The organism is Stenotrophomonas sp. CASM114 (genome assembly GCF_049384325.1).
Classification (GTDB): domain Bacteria; phylum Pseudomonadota; class Gammaproteobacteria; order Xanthomonadales; family Xanthomonadaceae; genus Stenotrophomonas; species Stenotrophomonas muris.
Window position 1 is genome coordinate 261,982 of record NZ_JBMRGJ010000003.1, and the last position, 20,075, is coordinate 282,056.

Sequence of the window (20,075 nt, forward strand, 5' to 3'; positions counted from 1 at the left end):
ACCCCGTTTCATGTCCCGCCTCACCCCGCGCTGCCGCCCAACGCCTTGTACAGCGTCACGTCGTTGTTGAGCTGGCCCTGGCGCGCACGTGCCAGCGACAGTTCGGCATCACGCCGGGTCTGCTGCGCTTCCAGCCAGGTGCGCAGATCGGTGGCACCCACGCGGTAACGCACTTCCTGCGCGCGTTCCACTTCCACCGCTTCGTCGTATGAAGCCTGCGAGGCCGCCACCTGGCGCGCCAGCTGCTCGCGCGCCGACAGTGCGTTGTCCACTTCCGAGAGCGCGGTATACAGCGTCTTGCGGAAGTTGCTGGCGGCGATCTGGTAGGTGGTGCCGGCGATATCGGTATCCAGCTGCGCACGCTGCAGGTTGAGGAACGGCAGCGACAGGCCGGCGCCCAGCGTGGCCACCGGGTTGCGCAGCACATCGCCCAGCGAGGTCGCGCTGGAACCGAGGCTGCCGGTCAGGCTCAGCGCAGGGTAGTACTGGGTGGCGGTGACCTTGATGGTCTTCAGACTGTTGCGCAGGCGAAGTTCGGCCGCGCGCAGATCGGGGCGGCGGCCGAGCAGATCGGTCGGCAGGCCTTCGCTGATGGCTGGGCTGCGTGCGCCCAGCAGGTCCTGTGGTTCGTCCTGCTGGGGCCAGGGCGTGCCGTCCAGCAGCACGGTCAGCGCGTTGCGCACCTCCACCCGCTGCTGTTCCAGCGCGCTCTGCAAGGACCGCTGCGACTGCAGGTTCTGCAGTGCCTGGCGCACTTCCAGGCGCGATACCGCACCGGCGTCGAAGCGGGCCTGCACCAGTTCGCGGGTGCGTTCCAGGCGCTCCAGGTTGGCCTGGCCGGTGGCGATCGACTGGTTGAGGTAGGCCAGGTTCCAGTACTGGGTGATGGTGTCGCTGATCACCAGCAGCGCGGTGTTCTGCCGATCTTCCTCGCTGGCCTCGGCTTCCCAGCGGGCGATGTCGCGCTGGGTGCGCAGGCGGCCCCACAGGTCCACTTCCCAACCCAGCGAGACGCCGGTGGAATAGCTGCGGCGCCAATCATCAGACTGGTCGGTGGCGCGGCTGGCGCTGCCGCTCACGCCGGATGACGAGGGCTGCGGCCACAGTGCGTTGCTGGCCAGGCCGGCCTGCAGGCGCGAACGCTGCACGGCCAGGCCGGCGGCGGCCAGATCGCTGTTGGCGGCCAGCGCCTGCGCCACCAGGCGGTCCAGGCGTTCATCGCCGAAGCCGGTCCACCAGGTGTCCTGGCGGATGTCGCGGCCCGGTGTATCCAGGCTGCTGCGCGGGTCATCGGCTGGCGCGTTGAGGGTGGCATCGCCACGTCCATACTGCGCCGCCACGGCCGGGTCGTGCACCGGGTAGCGGCCGACCGACGCGCAGCCGGACAGGGCGAGTAGAACGGCACCGGCCAGCAGCAGGTGCCGGGGAGCGGGGAAGGGCAGTCGGGTCATCATCTTCATTCGCGGGCCAGGGCCTCCACCGGGTCGAGCTGCGCGGCGTTGCGCGCTGGCAGGAAGCCGAACGCCACGCCGATCAGGGTCGAGCAGGCAAACGCGGCGACGATCGAGGCGGTGGAGAACAGCACCTGGAAGTCGCTGGCGAAGCGGCCGATCATCGAGCCCAGCAGCAGGGCCAGGCCGATACCGAGCACGCCGCCGAGCAGGCAGACCAGCACCGCTTCGATCAGGAACTGCTGGCGGATATCACTCTGCCGTGCACCGACGGCCATGCGCACCCCGATCTCGCGGGTGCGCTCGGTCACCGATACCAGCATGATGTTCATCACGCCGATGCCACCGACCAGCAACGCGATGGCGGCGATGGCACCGATCAGCAGGGTCATCGTGCGCGTGGTCTGCTCGATGGTCTCGCGGATCTCGGCGCTGTTGCTGAGGAAGAAATCCTCGGTGCCATGGCGCAGGGTCAGCAGGCGGGTGATCGCTTCCTGCGCGGCGTCCATCGGCGTGTCATCGTCCACGCGCACGGTGATGCTGGACACGTGGCTCTGGCCGAGCATGCGCGACATCACCGTGGTGTACGGCACCCACACGCTGAGGCTGGTGCTGCCGCCGAAGCCGAAACTCTGCCGCTTGGCCACGCCGATCACGCGCGCCGGCACGTTGCCGAGCAGGATCACCTGGCCGACCGGGTCGACATCGGGAAAGAACTGGGACTGGGTGTTCTCGTCGATCACCGCCACCTGGCCCAGGCCCTTGACCGCATCGGCATCGAAGAAGCTGCCGCTGAGCAGGGTCACGCCCTTGACCCGGAAGAACTGCTCGCCAACGCCGCTGACCTGGGCGGTGGACGACTGGTTGCGGTAACGCGCGGTGACCGAAGTCGATACGCTGGGGGTGGCGCTGTCCACGTAGCTCTGCCTTGCCAGTGCATCGGCATCGCTGGCCTTGAGCGTCTGTACGCGCGCCGAGCGCATGTCGCCGAAACCGCGGCCGGGATAGACGTCGATGGTATTGGTGCCGAGCGCGCTGATGTTCTGCAGGATCTGCTGCTGGGAGCCATTGCCCAGCGCCACCACCGAGACCACCGAGGCGATGCCGATGATGATGCCGAGCATGGTCAGGAAGGTTCGCAGCCGATGTGCGTTCATCGCCAGCAGCGCCATGCGGAACGCTTCGGTGAAGCGGTCGCGCGCGGCCCGCCAGCTGTTGCCGCGGGCGACGCCGGTACTGGCCTCGCGCTGCGCACGGTAGGTCGGCGCATTCGGGTTGGCGCGGTCGGCGATGATCTCGCCATCGCGGATTTCGAGGATGCGCTGCGCGTGCTCGGCCACGCTCATGTCGTGGGTGACGATGATGATGGTGTGGCCTTCGGCATGCAGTTCGCCGAGGATCGCCATCACTTCCTCGCCGGATTTCGTGTCCAGCGCGCCGGTCGGTTCGTCGGCCAGGATCACCTCGCCGCCGTTCATCAGGGCGCGTGCGATCGACACGCGCTGCTGCTGGCCACCGGACAGCTGGCCCGGCTTGTGATGCATGCGGTCGCTCAGGCCCAGCCGCTGCAGCAGTTGCTCGGCACGCGCGTTGCGCACCGGGCCGGGGCTGCCGGCGTACACCGCCGGCACTTCCACGTTGCCGCGCGCATCCAGGTCGCCGAGCAGGTGGTAGCGCTGGAAGATGAAACCGAAATGCTCGCGGCGCAGTTCGGCCAGTTCGTCCGGTTGCATCTTCCCGGTTTCGCGGCTGGCCACCTGGTAGCTGCCACGGGTGGGACGATCGAGGCAGCCGAGGATGTTCATCAGCGTCGACTTGCCCGAGCCGGACTGGCCGACGATGGCCACCATCTCACCGGCGTGGATGTCGAGATTGACGTCGCGCAGCACGGCGATCACATCATCGCCGGCCGGGAATTCACGTCGCAGGTCGCGCAGGCGCAGCAGCGGCGCCGTCGTGCTCATCGGCGCCCCATGCCCGGGCCGCCAACCCGCATCTGCATGCCGCCGCGGTTGCCGCCGCCGGCGCTGGCACCGGCCGCACCCGCTTCGCCAACCACCACGCGCTCGCCTTCCTTCAGCCCGGACAGGATCTCGGCCGAGGCGCCATTGTTGATGCCCACCGTGACCTTGCGCGGCTGCGGCTGGCCCTTGTCGTCCAGCACCCGCACCATGCGCTCGTCGCCACGGCGCTTCGGCCCCAGCGCCACTGCCGGCACCATCAGCACGCCCTTGGCCTGCTTGAGCAGCACCGAGACCTGCGCGGTCATGTCGATGCGCAGCGTGCCGTCCGGGTTCTCCACGTCGAACAGCGCGTTGTAGTAGACCGCGCTGCTGGAACTGGAACTGGAGGAGCTGCTGGAGCTGGATGAATTCTCGTTGGCGATCGAGGCTGGCGCCGGATTGATCTGGCGCAGCGTGGCGTGGTACTTGCGGTCCGGGTCGCCGAGCGTGGTGAAGTACACCGGCATGCCGGCCTTGATCTTGACCACGTCGGCCTCGGAGATCTCCGCATTGACGGTGACCACGTCCAGCCGCGCCAGCATGACGATGGTCGGCGCGGTCTGGTTGGCGTTCACCGTGCGGCCTTCCTCGGCCACCACCGCCACCACGGTGCCGTCCATCGGCGCGGTGATGCGGGTGTAGGCCAGGTTGGCGCGGGCGGTGCCCAGCTCGGTTTCGCGGCCCTTGATCTGCGCCTCGTAGGACTGCAGCTGGGCACGGGCGGTCTTCAGCTGCGCCTCGGCGGCATCGTATTCCTGGCGCGAGGTGGCCTCGGCGGCCAGCATCTGCTGCTGGCGCGCGAATTCCAGTTCGGCCTGGCGCAGGGTGGCCTGCTGGACGGCGCGCTGGGCGGTGACCTGGTCCAGCGAGGCCTGCGCGTTGAGCACCTGGTTCTGCTGGGTGGTGGCGTCGATCTCGGCAATCAGGTCGCCTTCCTTCACGGTGTCGCCCAGCTGCACCTTCAGCGACTTGATCTGGCCCGAGGCCTGCGCACCGACGCTGACCAGCTTGTAGGCATCGATCACGCCGGTGGCGTCCACCGTCTGCTCGATGTCACCGCGGCTGACCGGCGAGGTGGCCACCGCCGGCGCGGCGGGCTTGCGCAGCAGCCACCAGGCGGTCGCGGCGACGATCAGGGCAAGCAGGGCGATCAGTATCAGGCGACTCCGGCGGGTCGCGGGCAGCAGGCGGAACGTCACGTCGTGGCTTCACTCTCGGGGCCGCGCGTGCGGCGTTGGCGGGCATTGTGAAGACCGGGCGATGGACGGCTCAATCCTCGGGGTATGTCTGTATGTAACACTGTCGGTGAATACGCGTAACCACAGGTATCCCGCCCGTGGGTAGATACACTGGTACGCATTGCCCCGGATGCGGTTCAGCTGCCGACACGGGATGATCGCGACATGGAGACTGAAAACCCGATGCATCGACTGCTGATCGTCGACGACGACAACGACATCCGCACGCTGCTGGCCGAGCAGCTCGGCCGCGCCGGTTACCTGGTGAGCACGGCGGCCGATGGCACCGCCATGCGCCAGCTGCTGGACCGCGAGCACGTGGACCTGATCGTGCTCGACCTCAACCTGCCGCGCGAGGATGGCCTGACCCTGTGCCGTGACCTGCGTGCGCGTTCGAACACGCCGGTGATCATGCTGACCGCACGCGCCGAGCCGATCGATCGCGTGCTGGGCCTGGAAATGGGCGCCGATGACTACCTGGCCAAGCCGTTCGAACCGCGCGAGCTGCTGGCACGCATCCGCAACGTGCTGCGCCGGACCGAGGCGCTGCCGGCCAACCTGGAGCCGCTGGCGGTGCGCCGTGCGCGCTTCTCGCGCTGGGTGTTCGACCTGGAACATCGCCACCTGGTCGATCCGGATGACCGCGTGGTGGTGCTGTCCGGCGCCGAGTTCCGCCTGCTGCGGGTGTTCATCGCGCACGCCAACAAGGTGCTGTCGCGCGAGCAGCTGGTCGCGCTCAGCAGTGGCCGCAACTACGAGGCACAGGACCGCGCGATCGACCTGCAGGTCAGCCGCCTGCGCAACAAGCTGGGCGACGACGGTGGCCCGGACGGACTGATCAAGACCGTGCGCAACGAGGGCTACGTGCTGGCCTCCGCGGTCAACCTGGAATAAGCCGCGATGAAGCGCCTGCGCCATTTCCTGTCCTCAATGGTCGGGCGGTTGTTCGTGATCCTGCTGCTGGGCATGGCGGTGGCTGCGATCGGCGCGACCATGCTGGCCACTTCCAAGCGCCAGCAGGAGTTCGAGCGGCAGAACCTGAACCGCATCGCCGACCGCCTGCAGGGCTACGTCAACCTGCTGGACGGCAATCCGGAGCTGCGCGAGCGCCTGCTGGCGATCGGCGGGCCGAGCGTGCGCGCGCTGCAGCCCGGAGCCCGCCTCGGGCGTGCCGACACGGCGCTGATGGAAGTGCTGGAAGACCGCCCCGGACCGGTGTCGCGCGCGCATGTGCACTTCGCTTCGTTCCGCTCCTGCATTCCCAAGCTGCAGGACCTGCTGCCGCCGCCACCGCCGGGTCACCGGCGGCCGCCGCGCGAACGCGACCCGGCGTTCATCCCGCCCAAGTGCCGCGCGGTGGACGTGACCCTCAACGACGGCACGCTGCTGAAACTGGCGCTGGACTCGCCGGCGGTGGCGCACAACGGCATCCTCGCCGTGGACCCGTGGTTCCTGACCCTGCTGGTGCTGGCGATTGCCGTGCTGGCCTATATCGTTGCGCGCATGGCCAGTGCGCCACTGCAGGAACTGGCCGCCGCTGCCGAGGATCTCGGCGACGATCTGCAGCGCGACCCGTTGCCATTGCGCGGGCCGCGTGAAGTGCAGCGCGCCGCCGAAGCCTTCAACGCCATGCAGCACCGCCTGCAGCGGCACCTGGCCGAACGCACGCAGATGCTGGCGGCGATCACCCATGACCTGCAGACGCCGCTGACCCGGTTGCGCCTGCGCCTGGAGAATGTCAGCGACGAAGCCCTGCGCGAGCGCCTGGTCGGTGACCTGGCGGCGATGCAGGCGCTGGTGCGCGAGGGCCTGGAACTGGCCCGCAGTGCCGAGAGTGCCGAGCAGCGCGCCGCACTCGACCTGGATTCACTGCTGGAGAGCATCGTCGAGGACACCGCCGAAGGCGGCGCCGACGTGGTCTTCGAGGGGGGCAGTGGTTCGGTGCTGATGCTGCGTCCGCTGGCCATGCACCGCCTGTTCTCCAACCTGGTGGACAACGCGGTGATGTACGCGCAGCGGGCGCGGGTACGGGTCGAGCGCAGCGGCGGTGCGATCACCGTAGTGGTGGCCGATGACGGTCCCGGCCTGGCCGAAGAGCAGCTGGAGGCGGTGTTCGATCCGTTCGTGCGGGTGGAAACCTCGCGTTCGCGCCAGACCGGCGGGGCCGGCCTGGGCCTGACCATCGCCCGCGCCCTGGCCGAGAAGGACGGCGCGCGGCTGTGGCTGCGCAACCGGGCCGAAGGTGGCCTGGAGGCGGTGGTGCAGTGGCCGGCCAGTGCCCAGGTGGTGGCGCCCGGCCGCGCCGGCTGAGCCGGCGGGCCGCGGACGGTGACGCCGGGGCCGGGGTTTGGCCTATCATCTGCCCATCTCCCCAGTCTCCCCTCGATGAGCCAGCCCGTTCCCGCCGGCATGCCAGTGCGCGCTGCCCGGCTGTTCCCGCACGCTGCCGCGCCCTGCAGCCGCACCTGGCCGCCGCTGCTGCGGTGATGGGCGGGCAGGGGGACCAGGGGCGCTGGGTGGAGCGCCGCGCATCAGGATTCAGGCGGGCACTGCGGCAGGGCCTGCTGTGGTTGCTGCTGGCCCTCGCGCTGCCGCTGGCGGCACAGGAGGGCGCGCCCCCGCTGCGCGACTACGCCATCGACGTATGGACCTCGCGCAACGGCCTGCCGCACAACTCGCTGCGCGACATCGCACAGACGCCGGAGGGCCATCTGTGGTTCGCCACCTGGGAAGGGCTGGTGCGCTACAACGGACTGGACTTCACCGTGTTCGACCGCAGTACGCGCCCGGGCCTGCGCGACAACGGCATCGGCGCACTGTTCGTCGACCGCCAGGGCGGGCTGTGGATCAGCGATTCGCGCGGCAACGTCAGCCACCGCGGCAGCGACGGCCAATGGCGGGTCTGGGAGCACCAGGCCGGTACACCGCAGGTGCTGATCCAGTCCATGCAGATGGACAGCCAGGGCCGGCTGTGGCTGCTGTACGAAGGCAAGGGCATCGGCTACCTGACGCCGGATGCCGGCATCGTCTACCAGGCACCGGCGGCGGACCTGCCGATGGCGATGAGCTTCACCAAGCTGGTGGTCGATGCACAGGACCGGGTATGGGTCGGCACGCTCGACGGGCTGGTGCTGCGCGACAACGACGGCGTGCTCAAGCGCGCGCCCGCCGCGTGGGGGCTGGGCGCCGGCAGCGGCCTGTCGTGGCCGTACCGGGCACCGGATGGCGCGCTGTGGATCGTCGCCGGCGAGCGCCTGTACCGGGTGGAGGACGACCAGCTGGTGCTGGTGCACCGCCTGCCGGGCCAGCTGCACATGACCTCGATGCTGCAGGACCGGCATGGCGATCTGTGGCTGGGTACCGAGAACCAGGGCCTGCTGCGCATTTCCGCCCATGGCCTGGAGCGGCTGCCGGCCGGCCTGAACCTGCCGGGCGGACGCGTGGTCAGCCTGCGCGAGGATGCCGAAGGCAGCATCTGGGTGGGAGCCAATGGGGGCCTGTACCGCCTGCGCGAAACACTGTTCAGCAGCTTCACCGAGCGCGATGGGCTCAGTGGCGACTACGTGCGCACGGTGTTCGAGGATCGCGACCGCCAGCTGTGGGTCGGCAGCGCCAGCGGCCTTGACCTCCAGACCCGCGACGGTCGTTTCCGCGCGGTACCGCTGCACAACCGCGGCGGCAAGGCGCCCTCGGTACTGAGCCTGGCACAGGGGCCGGACGGTGACCTGTGGGTGGGAACCTTCGGCGACGGCGTTTACCGGCTGGGTCGCGATGGGGGCCTGCGCCACAACTATGCGGCGACTGACGGCATGCCGGGCGGCAACATCCGTGCGATCACCGTTGACCCGCAGGGCGTGGTCTGGGCCGGCACGCAGAAGGGCGTGGTGCGCATCGACGGCGACCGGGTGCAGGTCTCGAACGTGCCGGGTATGCCCGGCGGCCTGATCACCGCGCTCGAGCATGACCACCAGGGCAACCTGTGGATCGGCACCATCGAAGGCATCCGCGTGCTGCGTGGCGACCACGTGCAGTCGATCGACCTGGCCCCGCTGGGGGGCGGCCGCAGCGTGTTCGGTTTCCACCAGCTGGGCGATGCGATGTGGATCAGCAGTGATCGTGGCCTGTACCGCTGGCGCAACGGTGCGCTGGCGCGGGTCGGCCTGGAGCAGGGCATGCCGGTGGACGCGGTGTTCCAGCTGGTGCCGGACCGCCTCGGCAATGTCTGGATCAGCAGCAACCGTGGTGTGCTGCGCACCGACATGGCCACCCTCAATGCGGTGGCCGATGGCCGCACGCCGCGGGTGGTGCTGGAGCGCTACAACGAGATCGACGGCATGGCCAATGCACAGGCCAATGGCAGCTCCAGTCCATCGGCGATCCTGCGCCAGGATGGCACGTTCTGGGTGGTCACCGCCGGTGGCCTGAGCACGGTCGACCCGCAACGCCTGCAGCGTTTCCGCGAGCGGCCATCGCCGCCGGCGGCGATCGAGAGCGTGCAGGTGGATGGTGCGCCGGTGCACTGGGAGGGACCGGATCGCAATTACATTCCCGGTGGCCGCCGGTTGGCGGTGAGCTATGTCGGCCTGAGCTACCTGATGTCCGACCGGATCCGCTACCGCACGCGGCTGGACGGCCTCGATGCCGGCTGGGTCGAGCGTGGCCCGCAGCGCAGCGTCGAGTTCGTTGGCCTGCCGCCGGGCGACTACACCCTGCATGTGGCTGCGGCGCATCCGGGCGGCAGCTGGGGCCAACAGGAGGCGGTGTGGAGCTTCAGCGTCGAGCCGTTCTGGTGGCAGCGGCGCAGCGTGCAGGCGCTGGGCGGGCTGTTGCTGCTGGCGGGCCTGGTGGCACTGTACCGCCTGCTGCTGCAGCAGCTGAAGGCCAGCAACCTGCGCCTGGCGCGGCGGGTGGACGACGCGACCTTCGACCTGCAGGCCAAGACCGTGCACCTGCAGGCGCTGAACCAGGAAAAGACCGAGCTGGCCGAGCGCCTGGCGCGCCAGGCCGAAGCCTTCGAGCGCCAGGCCCGCGAGGATGCGCTGACCGGGCTGGCCAACCGCCGCGGCTTCGACGAGACGCTGGCGCGTGACTTCGCCCGTTCGCAGCGCAGTGGTCATCCACTGTGCCTGGTGGTGCTGGACATCGACCATTTCAAGGACGTCAACGACCGCCACAGCCACAGCATCGGCGATGCCGTGCTGGTGCAGGTGGCGACGCTGATCGCAGCCGCCAGCCGCGACTCCGACCTGCCGGCGCGCACCGGCGGCGAAGAGTTCGCGCTGCTGCTCAACGACACCCGCCTGGAGGAAGCCGCGCAGCTGTGCGCGCGCCTGCGCGGCCTGTTCCATGACCACCCCGACTGGGCCGGTGTGGAAGGCCTGCGCGTGACCTTCAGTGCGGGGCTGGTGGAGCTGGATGCCGACGACCGCACCCCGGCGCTGCTGTACCAGCGCGCAGACCGCGCGCTGTACCGCGCCAAGAGCGACGGCCGCGATCGCACGAGCATTGGTTGATCGCATCCACGCATGGCGTGGATCTACTGTGCGGCGATGATTCGCCACCATGCATCGATGGAACGACGTCGGCCTGTAGAGTCGAGCCGTGCTCGACCACCGCGCGGCAGCGCGGAAAAAGGTGAAGCCGAGCATGGCTCGGCTCTACAGAAAGCGCTGTCTTACCGCGGCCAGGCGTTGGCGATGGTGCAGAACAGCCGCGCGGTCTGCTCGGTGTCATATACCGCGCTGTGCGCTTCATTCGCATCCCAACCCAGCCCGGCGGCAGTGGCCGCACGCGCCAGCACGGTCTGGCCGTAGGCGATACCGGCCAGGGTGACCGTGTCGAACACGCTGAACGGATGGAACGGGTTGCGCTTGTGGCCGGTCCGCGCCACGGCCGCGTTGACGAAGCCGAGGTCGAAATGGGCATTGTGGCCAACCAGGATCGCGCGCTGGCAGCCGTACTTCTTCATCGCCGCACGCACCGGAGTGAAGATGTGGTCCAACGCCGCTTTTTCTTCCTTGGCCAGCCGGAACGGATGGTCGAGGATGATGCCGGTCACTTCCAGCGACTTCGGGTCGATCTCCAGGCCCTCGGCCGGGACCACGTGGGCACTGGCGGTCTGGCCGGGGTAGAGCAGGCCGTTCTCGTCCATCTCGATCGGCACCGCAGCGATTTCCAGCAGCGCATTGCGCTGGCTGTCGAAGCCGCCGGTTTCCACATCCACCACCACCGGCAGGAAGCCGCGGAAGCGTTGTGACATCGCGCGCTGCGCCTGGGGAACTGCGGAATCGGGAACGGCGGCAGGTGCGGGGATGGGGTCATTCATGCGTGAATTCTATCAGAGCGGCCCTGAGCGCCCGGCCACGCAGCCCATGCCAGCCACCGTGGTGGCACGAACGCAGAACCCGGTAGGTGCCAACCTTGGTTGGCACACGACGCGCCGACCAAGGTCGGCATCTACCGAACCGCTGGCCGCGCAGGTGTGGCCGAGGGAGACCACCGCGCCAGCCACGCATCCACGCTCAGCTTGCCGGCGCCGGTGAAGATCAGCGGCAGCAGCATGGCCATGAACAGCACCGGCAGCTTGAAGTTGCCGAAGCCCTGGTCGCTGATCGCATAGCCCATGGCCAGGTCGGCCAGCGAGTTCCACTCCATCGGCCAATGCACCGCATAGGTGGCCACCACGGTCAGCACCAGCAGGCTCGCGGCGGCGAAACGGGTGCCGAAACCGAACAGCAGGCAGGCCGCCCCGAGCAGTTCGAACCAGGTCGCCAGTTGCCAGTTCAGGGTGGCCGGCAACTGGTCGAACGGGAATGGAAAGGCGTCCTGCAGGTCGGCGAACCAGTTCTGGCCGCGCAGCTTCTCGCGGCCGGATTCGAAGAATTCCCAGGCCAGCAGCAGGCGCAGGCCGAGCGGGGCCAACCAGGGGGCGAGACGGTCCAGCTGGCCACGCGCGGCGGCCAGGGTCGGAAGGTTCATCAGGGGATCTCCGCAAATGGGGTGTCAGGGCGGGGTGGTGAGCGGGCCGATCACGCCGGCCTGCAGGAACTGCCGCAGCAGCGCGGCACCGGGGCCGGCCAGCGCGTCTTCGGCCAGCCCATGCGTGGTGGCGAGGCGTTGCAGGTACGTACGGCCTTCCAGCCCAGGCTGTTCACCGATGCTGGACAGCAGGTGCACCGCCAAGGGGCTGAGCGCGGCGAATCGCACTTCACCGTCGGCTTCGCGGCGGACCAGCAGGCCGGTGGGTTCTGGGAGGGGCTGGGTCGGCGCATCCTCTGCACCGAGACGGTGCACCGGCCACTGGTACAGCAGCGGCCACGCCAGCGGCGAACGCTGCAGCGGCACCCGCAGCGGATCGACATCGCCAGGCGCAGGAAGTGGCTCGGCCTGCAACTGGTACAGCGCGGTTTCCACCCACTCGTAGTGGGCCAGTTCGGCCAGCGCCGGGTGCGGCAGCTGCGGCTGTGCCTGCAGCCACTGCACGAACTCGGCGGCCAGCTCGGTGAACAGGGGGGTCTGGCAGCGATGGGTGGCGAAGTAGTGGCGCACCAGCGCGCTCCATGCCGGTTCGCCGAGCAGGCGGACGCAGACCGGGAAACCGTTGCTCAGGAGCCCGAGCAGGTTGTTGAACAGCAGGTGCTGGTACACCGCCAACCGGCGTGCATCCAGGCCGGCCGGTGCCGGCACCGCCTGTGGATCGCGCAGGTGCGCGGTGAACGCGTGCTGCTGCGCGCGCAGGGTGTCGATAGCGTCAGCCATGTGCAGCCCCGGCGTGTGCGGCCTGCAGGCGGCGGATGGTCTGCAGTTCGCCCTGCAGTTCCGCATAGGGCGGGAAATTGAAATCGCGTTCGAGCAGGGTGGGGCGTGGGCCGATGCGAGCATAGGTACGCGCCAGCAACTCCCAGACCGGATCAATCACCGCGCTGCCATGGGTATCGATCTTCAGGTCGGGTGCCTCGTCCAGGTGCCCAGCCACGTGCAGGCAGACGATGCGCTGCGCGGGCAGGCCGGCGATGAAGGCATCGGCATCGTAGCCGTGGTTGCAGGCGTTGACGTAGACGTTGTTGACGTCCAGCAGCAGGTCGCAGTCGGCTTCGGCGAGCACCGCATTGGTGAACGCCAGCTCGTCCATCGCCGGTTCCGGCGCCAGGTAGTAGGACACGTTCTCCACCGCGATGCGGCGGCCGAGCAGGTCCTGCACGTGGCGGATGCGCTGCGCGGTATGGCGCACGGCTTCGTCGGTGAAGGGAATCGGCAGCAGGTCGTACAGGTGGCCGTCGTCGCTGCAGTAGCTCAGGTGCTCGCTGTACAGCGGCACGCGGTGCTTTTCGAGGAACCGGCCGACCTGCTCCAGCAGCTGGGTGTCCAGGGCGGCACTGCCGCCCAGCGACAGCGACAGGCCGTGGCAGCTCAGCGGATGGCGGTGTGCCAGTTCGGCCAGGGCATCACCGGCCGGGCCGCCGACATGGATCCAGTTCTCCGGCGCGCATTCCAGGAAGTCGAAGTCGCCTGCCGGAGCGTCACGCAGATCCTGCAGCAGCGCCCGGCGCAGGCCCAACCCTGCAGCCGCCGCGCGAAGCGGCGACTGCGGGTGGACGAGGCTGGCGCGGACGTCAGTGCTTGCCACCGCACTTGCCTTCGCCGCACTTGCCTTCAGCCGACTTCGTGTCGCCGGTCTTGGCCTTGGCGCCCGCTGCGCCGGCAGCCTTGCCCTTGTCGGCACCGCACTTGCCTTCGCCGGTCTTGCCGTCGGCACCACACTTGCCTTCGGCGTGCTTGGTCGCGTCGGCTGCCATCTTGGTATCGGCGGCCTTGGCATCGGTACTGGCCTTGGCTGCCTGGCCGGCCACCAGGTAGCCCTGGGCGAGGTCGCTCATGCTCAGCGCCGAGGCGCTGGCGGTCATGCCCAGGCCGGCGGCCAGGGCGGTAGCGGTCAGCAGGGACAGGGTCTTGTTGGAACTGCTCATCGGTCTTACTCCTGGGTGGTGGGCAGGTGCCCGGGGTGAATCGATGGTGCAGCGATCCTACTCAACGAATCCTCGCCAAGAACTCAAATTTTCGTGAGATCTGTTACAGAAGCATCCGGCAGGTCCGCACCGGGCACGCGTGGCGCCCACAATGCGGATGAAACACCCCAAAAAAGAAGGCCGCTGTCACCAGGACAGCGGCCACCTTGGAGTCGACTCCGGTGTTGCAGTGCAGCGTCAGGGCTGGCCGGTGCTGGAGGTCTCGTCGCGCTTTTCACGCGGTGGCAGCGGCTGCTCGCCATGCACCAGGAACCATACGTTCTCGGCGATGTTGGTGGCGTGGTCGCCCACGCGCTCCAGGTTCTTGGCCATGAACAGCAGGTGCGTGCACGGGGTGATGTTGCGCGGGTCTTCCATCATGTAGGTCAGCAGCTCGCGGAACAGCGCGGTGTACTGCGCGTCCAGGCGGGCGTCGTCCTCACGCAGTTCCAGCGCGGCATCAGCATCGTTGTCGCGGTAGGCGGCAATGGCACGCCGGACCTGCTGCGCGGCCAGGCGGCCCAGTGCACGCAGGCCCTGGATCTGCGGCAGCGGCGGCACCTTGCCCAGCGCGATCGAGCGCTTGGCGACGTTGGCAGCGTAGTCACCGATGCGCTCGATGTCGGCCGGAATGCGCAGGCCGGCAAGGATCTCGCGCAGGTCGCGCGCCATCGGGCCACGCAGCGCCAGGCGCATCACGTCGTGGCTGATCTGCTGTTCCAGCGCATCGATCGCCTCGTCGTTGGCGATGATGCGATGGGCAGCGTTCTCGTCGCGCTTCTCGATCACGTCCATCGACGCTTCGAGCTGGGCGACGGCCATCTCGCCCATGCGCACGATCTCGGCCACCAGGCGCTGCTGCTCTTCGTCGTAGCTCTTGACGATGTGGTCGTTGGGAAGGTTCATGGTTGTTCCACTCTGTAGAGTCGAGCCACGCTCGACTGATGGTGTCTGCAGGGTCGAGCCGTGCTCGACTGACGTTTCAGCCGAAGCGGCCGGTGATGTAGTCCTCGGTCTGCCGCTGCGACGGCTGCGAGAAGATCACTTCGGTGCGGTCGTGCTCGATCAGGTCGCCCAGGTACATGAAGGCGGTGTAGTCGGACACGCGCGCGGCCTGCTGCATGTTGTGGGTGACGATCACGATGGTGTACTCGTGCTTGAGCTCTTCCACCAGCTGCTCGATGCGGCTGGTCGAGATCGGATCCAGCGCCGAGGTCGGCTCGTCCAGCAGCAGCACCGACGGGCGCAGGGCCACGGCACGGGCGATGCACAGGCGCTGCTGCTGGCCGCCGGACAGGCCCAGTGCGCTCTGCCCCAGCTTGTCCTTCACTTCGTCCCACAGCGCGCCCTGGCGCAGCGCCTGCTCGACGCGGTCGGCCATGTCGGCCTTGCTCAGCTTCTCGTGGTGGCGGATGCCGTAGGCCACGTTCTCGAAGATGGTCATCGGGAACGGCACCGGCTTCTGGAACACCATGCCGACCTTGCTGCGCAGGCGGTTCATCGGGTACTTCGGCGACAGGATGTTCTCGCCGTCCAGCAGCACTTCACCGCGCGCTTCCAGCTTCGGGTACAGCGCGTAGATGCGGTTGAAGATGCGCAGCAGGGTCGACTTGCCGCAACCGGAAGGACCGATCAGCGCGGTCACGCGCTTTTCCGGGATTTCCAGGTTGATGCCCTTCAGGGCGTGGAACTTGTCGTAGTAGAAGTCCAGTCCACGCGCAGCCAGCTTCACCGGCGACGGCGTGTGCAGGCTCTCGTGCGAGGACGGCACGGCGATGCGCTGCATCGGCACGGCGTTGGAAAGGTCGTTCATGGCGTTATCCACGGAAAGGTCAGTCATGGGAGATACGGTTGCGCAGCAGGATGCCGCGGGCGGCAAGGCTGACCAGCAACACGAAGACAGTCAGCACCAGGGCACCGGCCCATGCCAGCACCTGCCAGGATTCATACGGGCTGCCGGCGAACTGGTTCATCACCACCGGCACCGAGGCCATCGGCTGGAAGATGTTGTTGTTCCAGTACTGGTTGCCGAAGGCGGTGAACAGCAGCGGTGCGGTCTCGCCGGAGATGCGGGCCAGTGCCAGCAGGATGCCGGTGATGATGCCGGCCGAGGCACTGCGGTAGAGCACCTGCACGATCACCTTCCACTGCGGGATGCCCAGCGACAGGGCCGCTTCGCGCATCTGCGAGGGCACCAGGCGCAGCATCTCGTCGGTGGTGCGTACCACCACCGGCAGCACGATGAAGGCCAGCGACAGCGCACCGGCGAACGCCGAGAAGTTGCCGCCGGTCTGCATCACGTACAGGGTGTAGACGAACAGGCCGAGCACGATGGACGGGGCCGACAGCAGGATGTCGTTGACGAAGCGGACCACGGTGCCGGCCTTGCGGGCGTTGCCGTACTCGGCCAGCCAGGTGCCCGCCAATACGCCCAGCGGGGTGCCGATGCCGATCGCCAGCGCACACATCACGGCGCTGCCGAAGAACGCGTTGGCGAGGCCGCCTTCCTGCATCGGCGGCGGCGTCATCTTGGTGAACAGATCCAGGTTGATGCCGGCCAGGCCCTTGGAGGCCAGGGTGAACAGGATCCAGCCCAGGAAGAACAAACCGAACAGCGCGGTGGCGCAGGAGGCGGTGATCGCAACGACATTGCCGATGCGGCGGCGCAGGTACAGGGAGTCAGCGGTGCTGGACATCAGTTGCCCTCCTTGCGGGACAGGCGCATCAGCATCAGGCGGGCGATGGCGAGCACCACGAAGGTGACGATGAAGAGGACGAAGCCGAGCAGCAGCAGGGCCGAACGGTAGGTTTCAGTGGCTTCACCGAAATCGTTGGCGATCAGCGCAGCAATGGTGGTGCCCGGTTCCAGCAGCGACGGCGACAGGCGCACGCTGTTGCCGATCACGAAGGCCACCGCCATCGTCTCGCCGAGGGCGCGGCCGAGGCCGAGGAAGATGCCGCCGATCACCGCCGAGCGGGTGTAGGGCAGCACGATGTCCCAGCTCACTTCCCACTTGGTGGAGCCCAGCGCATAGGCCGATTCCTTCAGGCGGGTCGGCACGGTCAGGAACACTTCGCGCATCACCGAGGAGATGAACGGAATGACCATGATCGCCAGCACGAAGCCGGCGGTGAGCATGCCGATGCCCAGCGGTGGGCCCTGGAACATCGGGCCGATGATCGGCCATTCGCCCAGGGTCTCGTTGAGGAACGGCGTGACGTACTCGGTCATCACCGGCACCAGCACGAACAGGCCCCACATGCCGTAGATGATCGAGGGAATGCCGGCCAGCAGTTCGATGGCGGTACCGACCGGGCCACGCAGCCAGCGTGGCGCGACTTCGGTGAGGAAGAAGGCGATGCCGAAGCTGACCGGCACGGCGATGACCATCGCGATGACGGCGGTGACCAGGGTGCCGTAGATCGGGGCGAGCGCGCCGAACTTGTTCTCGACCGGATTCCAGTCGGCGGAGAAGAAGAAGCTCAGGCCCTGCATCTGCAGGGCATGGCGGCCGCCCCACAGCATCGACAGCGCGGCGCAGGCCAGGGCGATCAGGACGAAGATGACGGTGCCGACCAGCACCCATCGGAACAGTTTGTCGTTGCGGGCATCACGCGCATCACGCGTGGACGGGGCGGCTACAGGCTGGGCGATGGCATTCATGGGGACGGCAGGGCCAGGAAGGGGCGGGGCGGCACGGCGTGGAAGCGGTGCCCGCGCGGGGCGGGCACCGTCGAGTCCGTCACTTCAGGTCGGTCGCCCAGTAGGCCTCGATCTGCTTGACCAGTTCGGCCGGCAGCGGCACGTAGTGCAGCTCGTTGGCCTGGGCCTGGCCGTTCTCGAAGGCCCACTTGAAGAAGGCCAGGGTGTCCTGGTTGCGCTTGGCGTCCTTCGGCTGCTTCTGCATCAGCATGAAGTTGGTGGCGGTGATCGGCCACGCCTGCTCGCCCGGGGCGTTGGTGATGACCAGGTTGAAGTCCTTGGCGCTGGCCCAGTCGGCGCTGGCGGCCGCCGCGGCGAAGGTTTCCGCGCTGGGCTCGACCCAGTTGCCGGCGGCGTTCTGCATGGCGGTGTACGGCATGCCGTTCTGCAGCGCGTAGGCCAGCTCGACGTAGCCGATGGAGCCCTTGATCTGCTTCACGTACGAAGCGACGCCTTCATTGCCCTTGCCACCGACGCCGTCCGGCCACTGCACCGAGGTGCCTTCGCCGACCTTGCTCTTCCACTCCGAGCTGACCTTGGACAGGTAGTTGGAGAAGTTGAAGGTGGTGCCCGAACCGTCCGAACGGTGGACCAGGGTGATCTTGCCGTCCGGCAGCTTCACGCCCGGGTTGGCGGCGACGATGGCCGGATCGTTCCAGGTCTTGACCTTGCCCAGGAAGATGTCGGCCAGCAGGGCGCCGCTCAGGCGCAGCTTGCCGGCTTCCAGGCCTTCGATGTTGACCACTGGCACCACGCCGCCGATGGCCGACGGGAACTGTGCCAGGCCGGCCTGTGCCAGCTCTTCGCTGCTCAGCGGCTTGTCGGAGGAGCCGAAGTCGACGGTGCCGGCCTTGATCTGGGCGATGCCGCCGCCGGAGCCGATCGACTGGTAGTTGATCTTGGCACCGGTGCTGGCGTTGTAGTCGGCCGACCACTTGGAGACCAGCGGGAAGATGAAGGACGCGCCCGCGCCGGACACTTCGGCGGTCACCTTGGCACCGGCAGCGGCCGGGGCAGCGGCACCGTCGGCCGCCGGCTGCTGCGCGGCCTGCTTGTCGCCACCGCAGGCCGACAGGCCCAGGGCGATGGCCAGGGAAAGGGCGGCAAGGCCGGCCGAGTGCAGTTTCATGGTCACTCCATAGCGGGGAAGAGCCGACGTGGTCGGCGGATGCGGCTATGAAATGATGTTTTTGTTACAGCCGTATTACGACCATGACAGAGGTGTCCTGGATCACGTTCTGACAAGGGTTTCACCGGGTTGGCCCCCATCCGGCAGAGCCCCGGAGACCCCGGATCTGCGCACCGGTATGGCGGCCGGTTGGCCCGTGTAGAGTCAAGCCATGTTCGATAGCTCCCTGCCCTCGGTAGGTGCGGACCGTCGGTCCGCACGCTCCAGCACCCAGCCGAGCGTGGGCTCGGCGCTGCAGAGGCAGATGCATGCATCCCCGAAAACAAGAAGAGCGCGAGATCTCGAGGATCTCGCGCCCGGTTGGGGCCGGCGGGGGAGAGAGGACCCGCCGGCCCCGTTCCTGCGGGGGAACGTGCTTACTTCAGGTTCTGCGACCAGTAGGTCTCGATCTGGCGGACCAGGCTGTCCGGCAGCGGCACGTAGTCCAGCTGGCGGGCCTGGGCGTCGCCGCTCTTGTAGACCCAGCGGAAGAACTCCTGGGTGGCCTTGCCGTTGGCAGCGTTCTTCGGCTTCTTGTGCACCAGGATGAAGTTGGTGGCGGTGATCGGCCAGGACTCGGCGCCCGGGGCGTTGGTCATCACCAGGTAGAAGTCCTTGGCGCTGGCCCAGTCGGCGCTGGCGGCAGCGGCGGCGAACGATGCATCGCTCGGCTGGACGAACCTGCCGGCAGCGTTCTTCATCGCCGTGTACGACAGCTTGTTCTGCAGTGCGTAGGACAGTTCGACGTAGCCGATGCCGCCCTTGATCTGCTTCACGTAGGCAGCAACGCCTTCGTTGCCCTTGCCGCCGATGCCGGCCGGCCACTGGACCGAGGTGCCTTCACCGACCGAGCTCTTCCACTCCGGGCTGACCTTGGACAGGTAGTTGACGAAGTTGAAGGTGGTGCCCGAACCATCCGAGCGGTGCACGACGGTGATCTTGGCGCTCGGCAGGGTCACGCCCGGGTTCAGCGCGGCGATGGCCGGGTCGTTCCAGGTCTTGATCTTGCCCAGGAAGATGTTGGCCAGCACGGTGCCGTCCAGCTTGAGTGCGCCCGGGCCAATGCCGGCCACGTTGACCACCGGCACCACGCCGCCGATCACCGACGGGAACTGGGCCAGGCCCGAGGCGGCCAGTTCTTCCGGCTTCAGCGGTGCATCGGAAGAGCCGAAATCAACGGTCTTGGCCTTGATCTGCGCAATGCCGCCGCCGGAACCGATCGACTGGTAGTTGACCTTGTTGCTGGTGGCAGCGTTGTAGTCGGCCGACCACTTCGACATCACCGGGTAGATGAACGAGGCGCCCGCGCCGGTGATTTCAGCGGCGTTGGCGGCGAACACGGACGACGCTGCGAAGACGGCAACGGCAACGCGCGACTTGAAGGCGTGGATCACGGGGTGGCTCCTGGGTTGATTGGAATGCGGGGTTACCCGCCCGGCGCACATTCCATAACGGTTCGATGACAGCGCGGGGACCGTTGTATGACGCATCCGTTACAGCGCTGGCT

General features: G+C 68.0%; 17 protein-coding genes. 3 read left to right on the top strand and 14 right to left on the bottom strand.

All coding sequences use genetic code 11. The features are described 5' to 3' along the window. Positions 1-20: 20 nt before the first annotated feature. The 3 genes from VG566_RS05755 to VG566_RS05765 are packed head-to-tail and all read right to left on the bottom strand — an operon-like array spanning position 21 to position 4,653. Positions 21-1,460 carry a TolC family protein gene (locus VG566_RS05755; RefSeq protein ID WP_241884746.1) on the bottom strand — a complete coding sequence of 480 codons (1,440 nt, stop codon included), beginning with the start codon at positions 1,458-1,460 and terminating at the stop codon, positions 21-23. Further along, positions 1,457-3,415: a MacB family efflux pump subunit gene (locus VG566_RS05760; protein WP_241884747.1), complete on the bottom strand. Its 1,959-nt coding sequence runs from the start codon at positions 3,413-3,415 to the stop codon at positions 1,457-1,459. The genes VG566_RS05755 and VG566_RS05760 overlap by 4 nt, the downstream gene beginning before the upstream one ends. Continuing rightward, positions 3,412-4,653, bottom strand: a complete 1,242-nt coding sequence (locus VG566_RS05765; RefSeq protein ID WP_014646531.1) for an efflux RND transporter periplasmic adaptor subunit — start codon at positions 4,651-4,653, stop codon at positions 3,412-3,414. The genes VG566_RS05760 and VG566_RS05765 overlap by 4 nt, the downstream gene beginning before the upstream one ends. Positions 4,654-4,857: 204 nt before the next feature. Here VG566_RS05765 and VG566_RS05770 point away from each other — a divergent pair, with 204 nt between their 5' ends. The 3 genes from VG566_RS05770 (at position 4,858) to VG566_RS05780 (ending at position 10,205) form a co-directional block, all read left to right on the top strand. Further along, a complete protein-coding gene (locus VG566_RS05770) occupies positions 4,858-5,586 on the top strand; it encodes a response regulator (RefSeq protein WP_041863210.1) in 729 nt (242 codons plus the stop codon). 6 nt (positions 5,587-5,592) lie between these two features. Further along, entirely contained in the window at positions 5,593-7,002 is a 1,410-nt protein-coding gene (locus VG566_RS05775) for an ATP-binding protein (protein WP_049407970.1), read from the top strand. A gap of 176 nt (positions 7,003-7,178) precedes the next feature. Beyond that, the gene (locus VG566_RS05780; protein WP_049407972.1) at positions 7,179-10,205 is read left to right on the top strand and encodes a ligand-binding sensor domain-containing diguanylate cyclase; all 3,027 of its coding nucleotides are present in this window, start codon (positions 7,179-7,181) and stop codon (positions 10,203-10,205) included. A 161-nt stretch (positions 10,206-10,366) separates the two neighbouring features. On the opposite strand, the gene rnt is transcribed toward VG566_RS05780, so the two are convergent. The 11 genes from rnt to pstS (VG566_RS05835) form a co-directional block, all read right to left on the bottom strand. After that, entirely contained in the window at positions 10,367-11,017 is a 651-nt protein-coding gene (rnt, locus tag VG566_RS05785) for a ribonuclease T (protein ID WP_049407974.1), read from the bottom strand. Positions 11,018-11,148: 131 nt separating this feature from the next. Beyond that, positions 11,149-11,670, bottom strand: coding sequence for a DoxX family protein (locus tag VG566_RS05790; RefSeq protein ID WP_014646534.1), 522 nt, complete (start codon positions 11,668-11,670; stop codon positions 11,149-11,151). Between the two features lie 24 nt (positions 11,671-11,694). Next, on the bottom strand, positions 11,695-12,450 hold the full coding sequence (locus VG566_RS05795) for a DNA-binding domain-containing protein (RefSeq protein WP_049407976.1): 756 nt from the start codon (positions 12,448-12,450) through the stop codon (positions 11,695-11,697). Next, on the bottom strand, positions 12,443-13,318 hold the full coding sequence (locus VG566_RS05800; RefSeq protein ID WP_164076948.1) for a DUF692 family multinuclear iron-containing protein: 876 nt from the start codon (positions 13,316-13,318) through the stop codon (positions 12,443-12,445). Before VG566_RS05800 ends, VG566_RS05795 begins: the two co-directional genes overlap by 8 nt. After that, complete coding sequence (locus tag VG566_RS05805) at positions 13,305-13,658, bottom strand: hypothetical protein (RefSeq protein ID WP_014646537.1); 354 nt, start codon at positions 13,656-13,658, stop codon at positions 13,305-13,307. The genes VG566_RS05800 and VG566_RS05805 overlap by 14 nt, the downstream gene beginning before the upstream one ends. Positions 13,659-13,895: 237 nt before the next feature. Then, a complete protein-coding gene (phoU, locus tag VG566_RS05810; RefSeq protein ID WP_005408787.1) occupies positions 13,896-14,603 on the bottom strand; it encodes a phosphate signaling complex protein PhoU in 708 nt (235 codons plus the stop codon). Positions 14,604-14,679: 76 nt separating this feature from the next. Next, positions 14,680-15,510: a phosphate ABC transporter ATP-binding protein PstB gene (gene pstB / locus VG566_RS05815; RefSeq protein WP_005408788.1), complete on the bottom strand. Its 831-nt coding sequence runs from the start codon at positions 15,508-15,510 to the stop codon at positions 14,680-14,682. 19 nt (positions 15,511-15,529) lie between these two features. Then, the gene (gene pstA, locus VG566_RS05820; protein ID WP_014646538.1) at positions 15,530-16,393 is read right to left on the bottom strand and encodes a phosphate ABC transporter permease PstA; all 864 of its coding nucleotides are present in this window, start codon (positions 16,391-16,393) and stop codon (positions 15,530-15,532) included. Beyond that, the gene (pstC, locus tag VG566_RS05825) at positions 16,393-17,361 is read right to left on the bottom strand and encodes a phosphate ABC transporter permease subunit PstC (RefSeq protein WP_005412771.1); all 969 of its coding nucleotides are present in this window, start codon (positions 17,359-17,361) and stop codon (positions 16,393-16,395) included. The genes pstA and pstC overlap by 1 nt, the downstream gene beginning before the upstream one ends. Before the next feature lie 79 nt (positions 17,362-17,440). Beyond that, entirely contained in the window at positions 17,441-18,529 is a 1,089-nt protein-coding gene (gene pstS, locus VG566_RS05830; RefSeq protein ID WP_241884748.1) for a phosphate ABC transporter substrate-binding protein PstS, read from the bottom strand. Between the two features lie 416 nt (positions 18,530-18,945). Beyond that, positions 18,946-19,962 (bottom strand): phosphate ABC transporter substrate-binding protein PstS, encoded by a 1,017-nt coding sequence (pstS, locus tag VG566_RS05835; RefSeq protein WP_049405778.1) that lies wholly within the window; start codon positions 19,960-19,962, stop codon positions 18,946-18,948. Positions 19,963-20,075 lie beyond the last annotated feature (113 nt).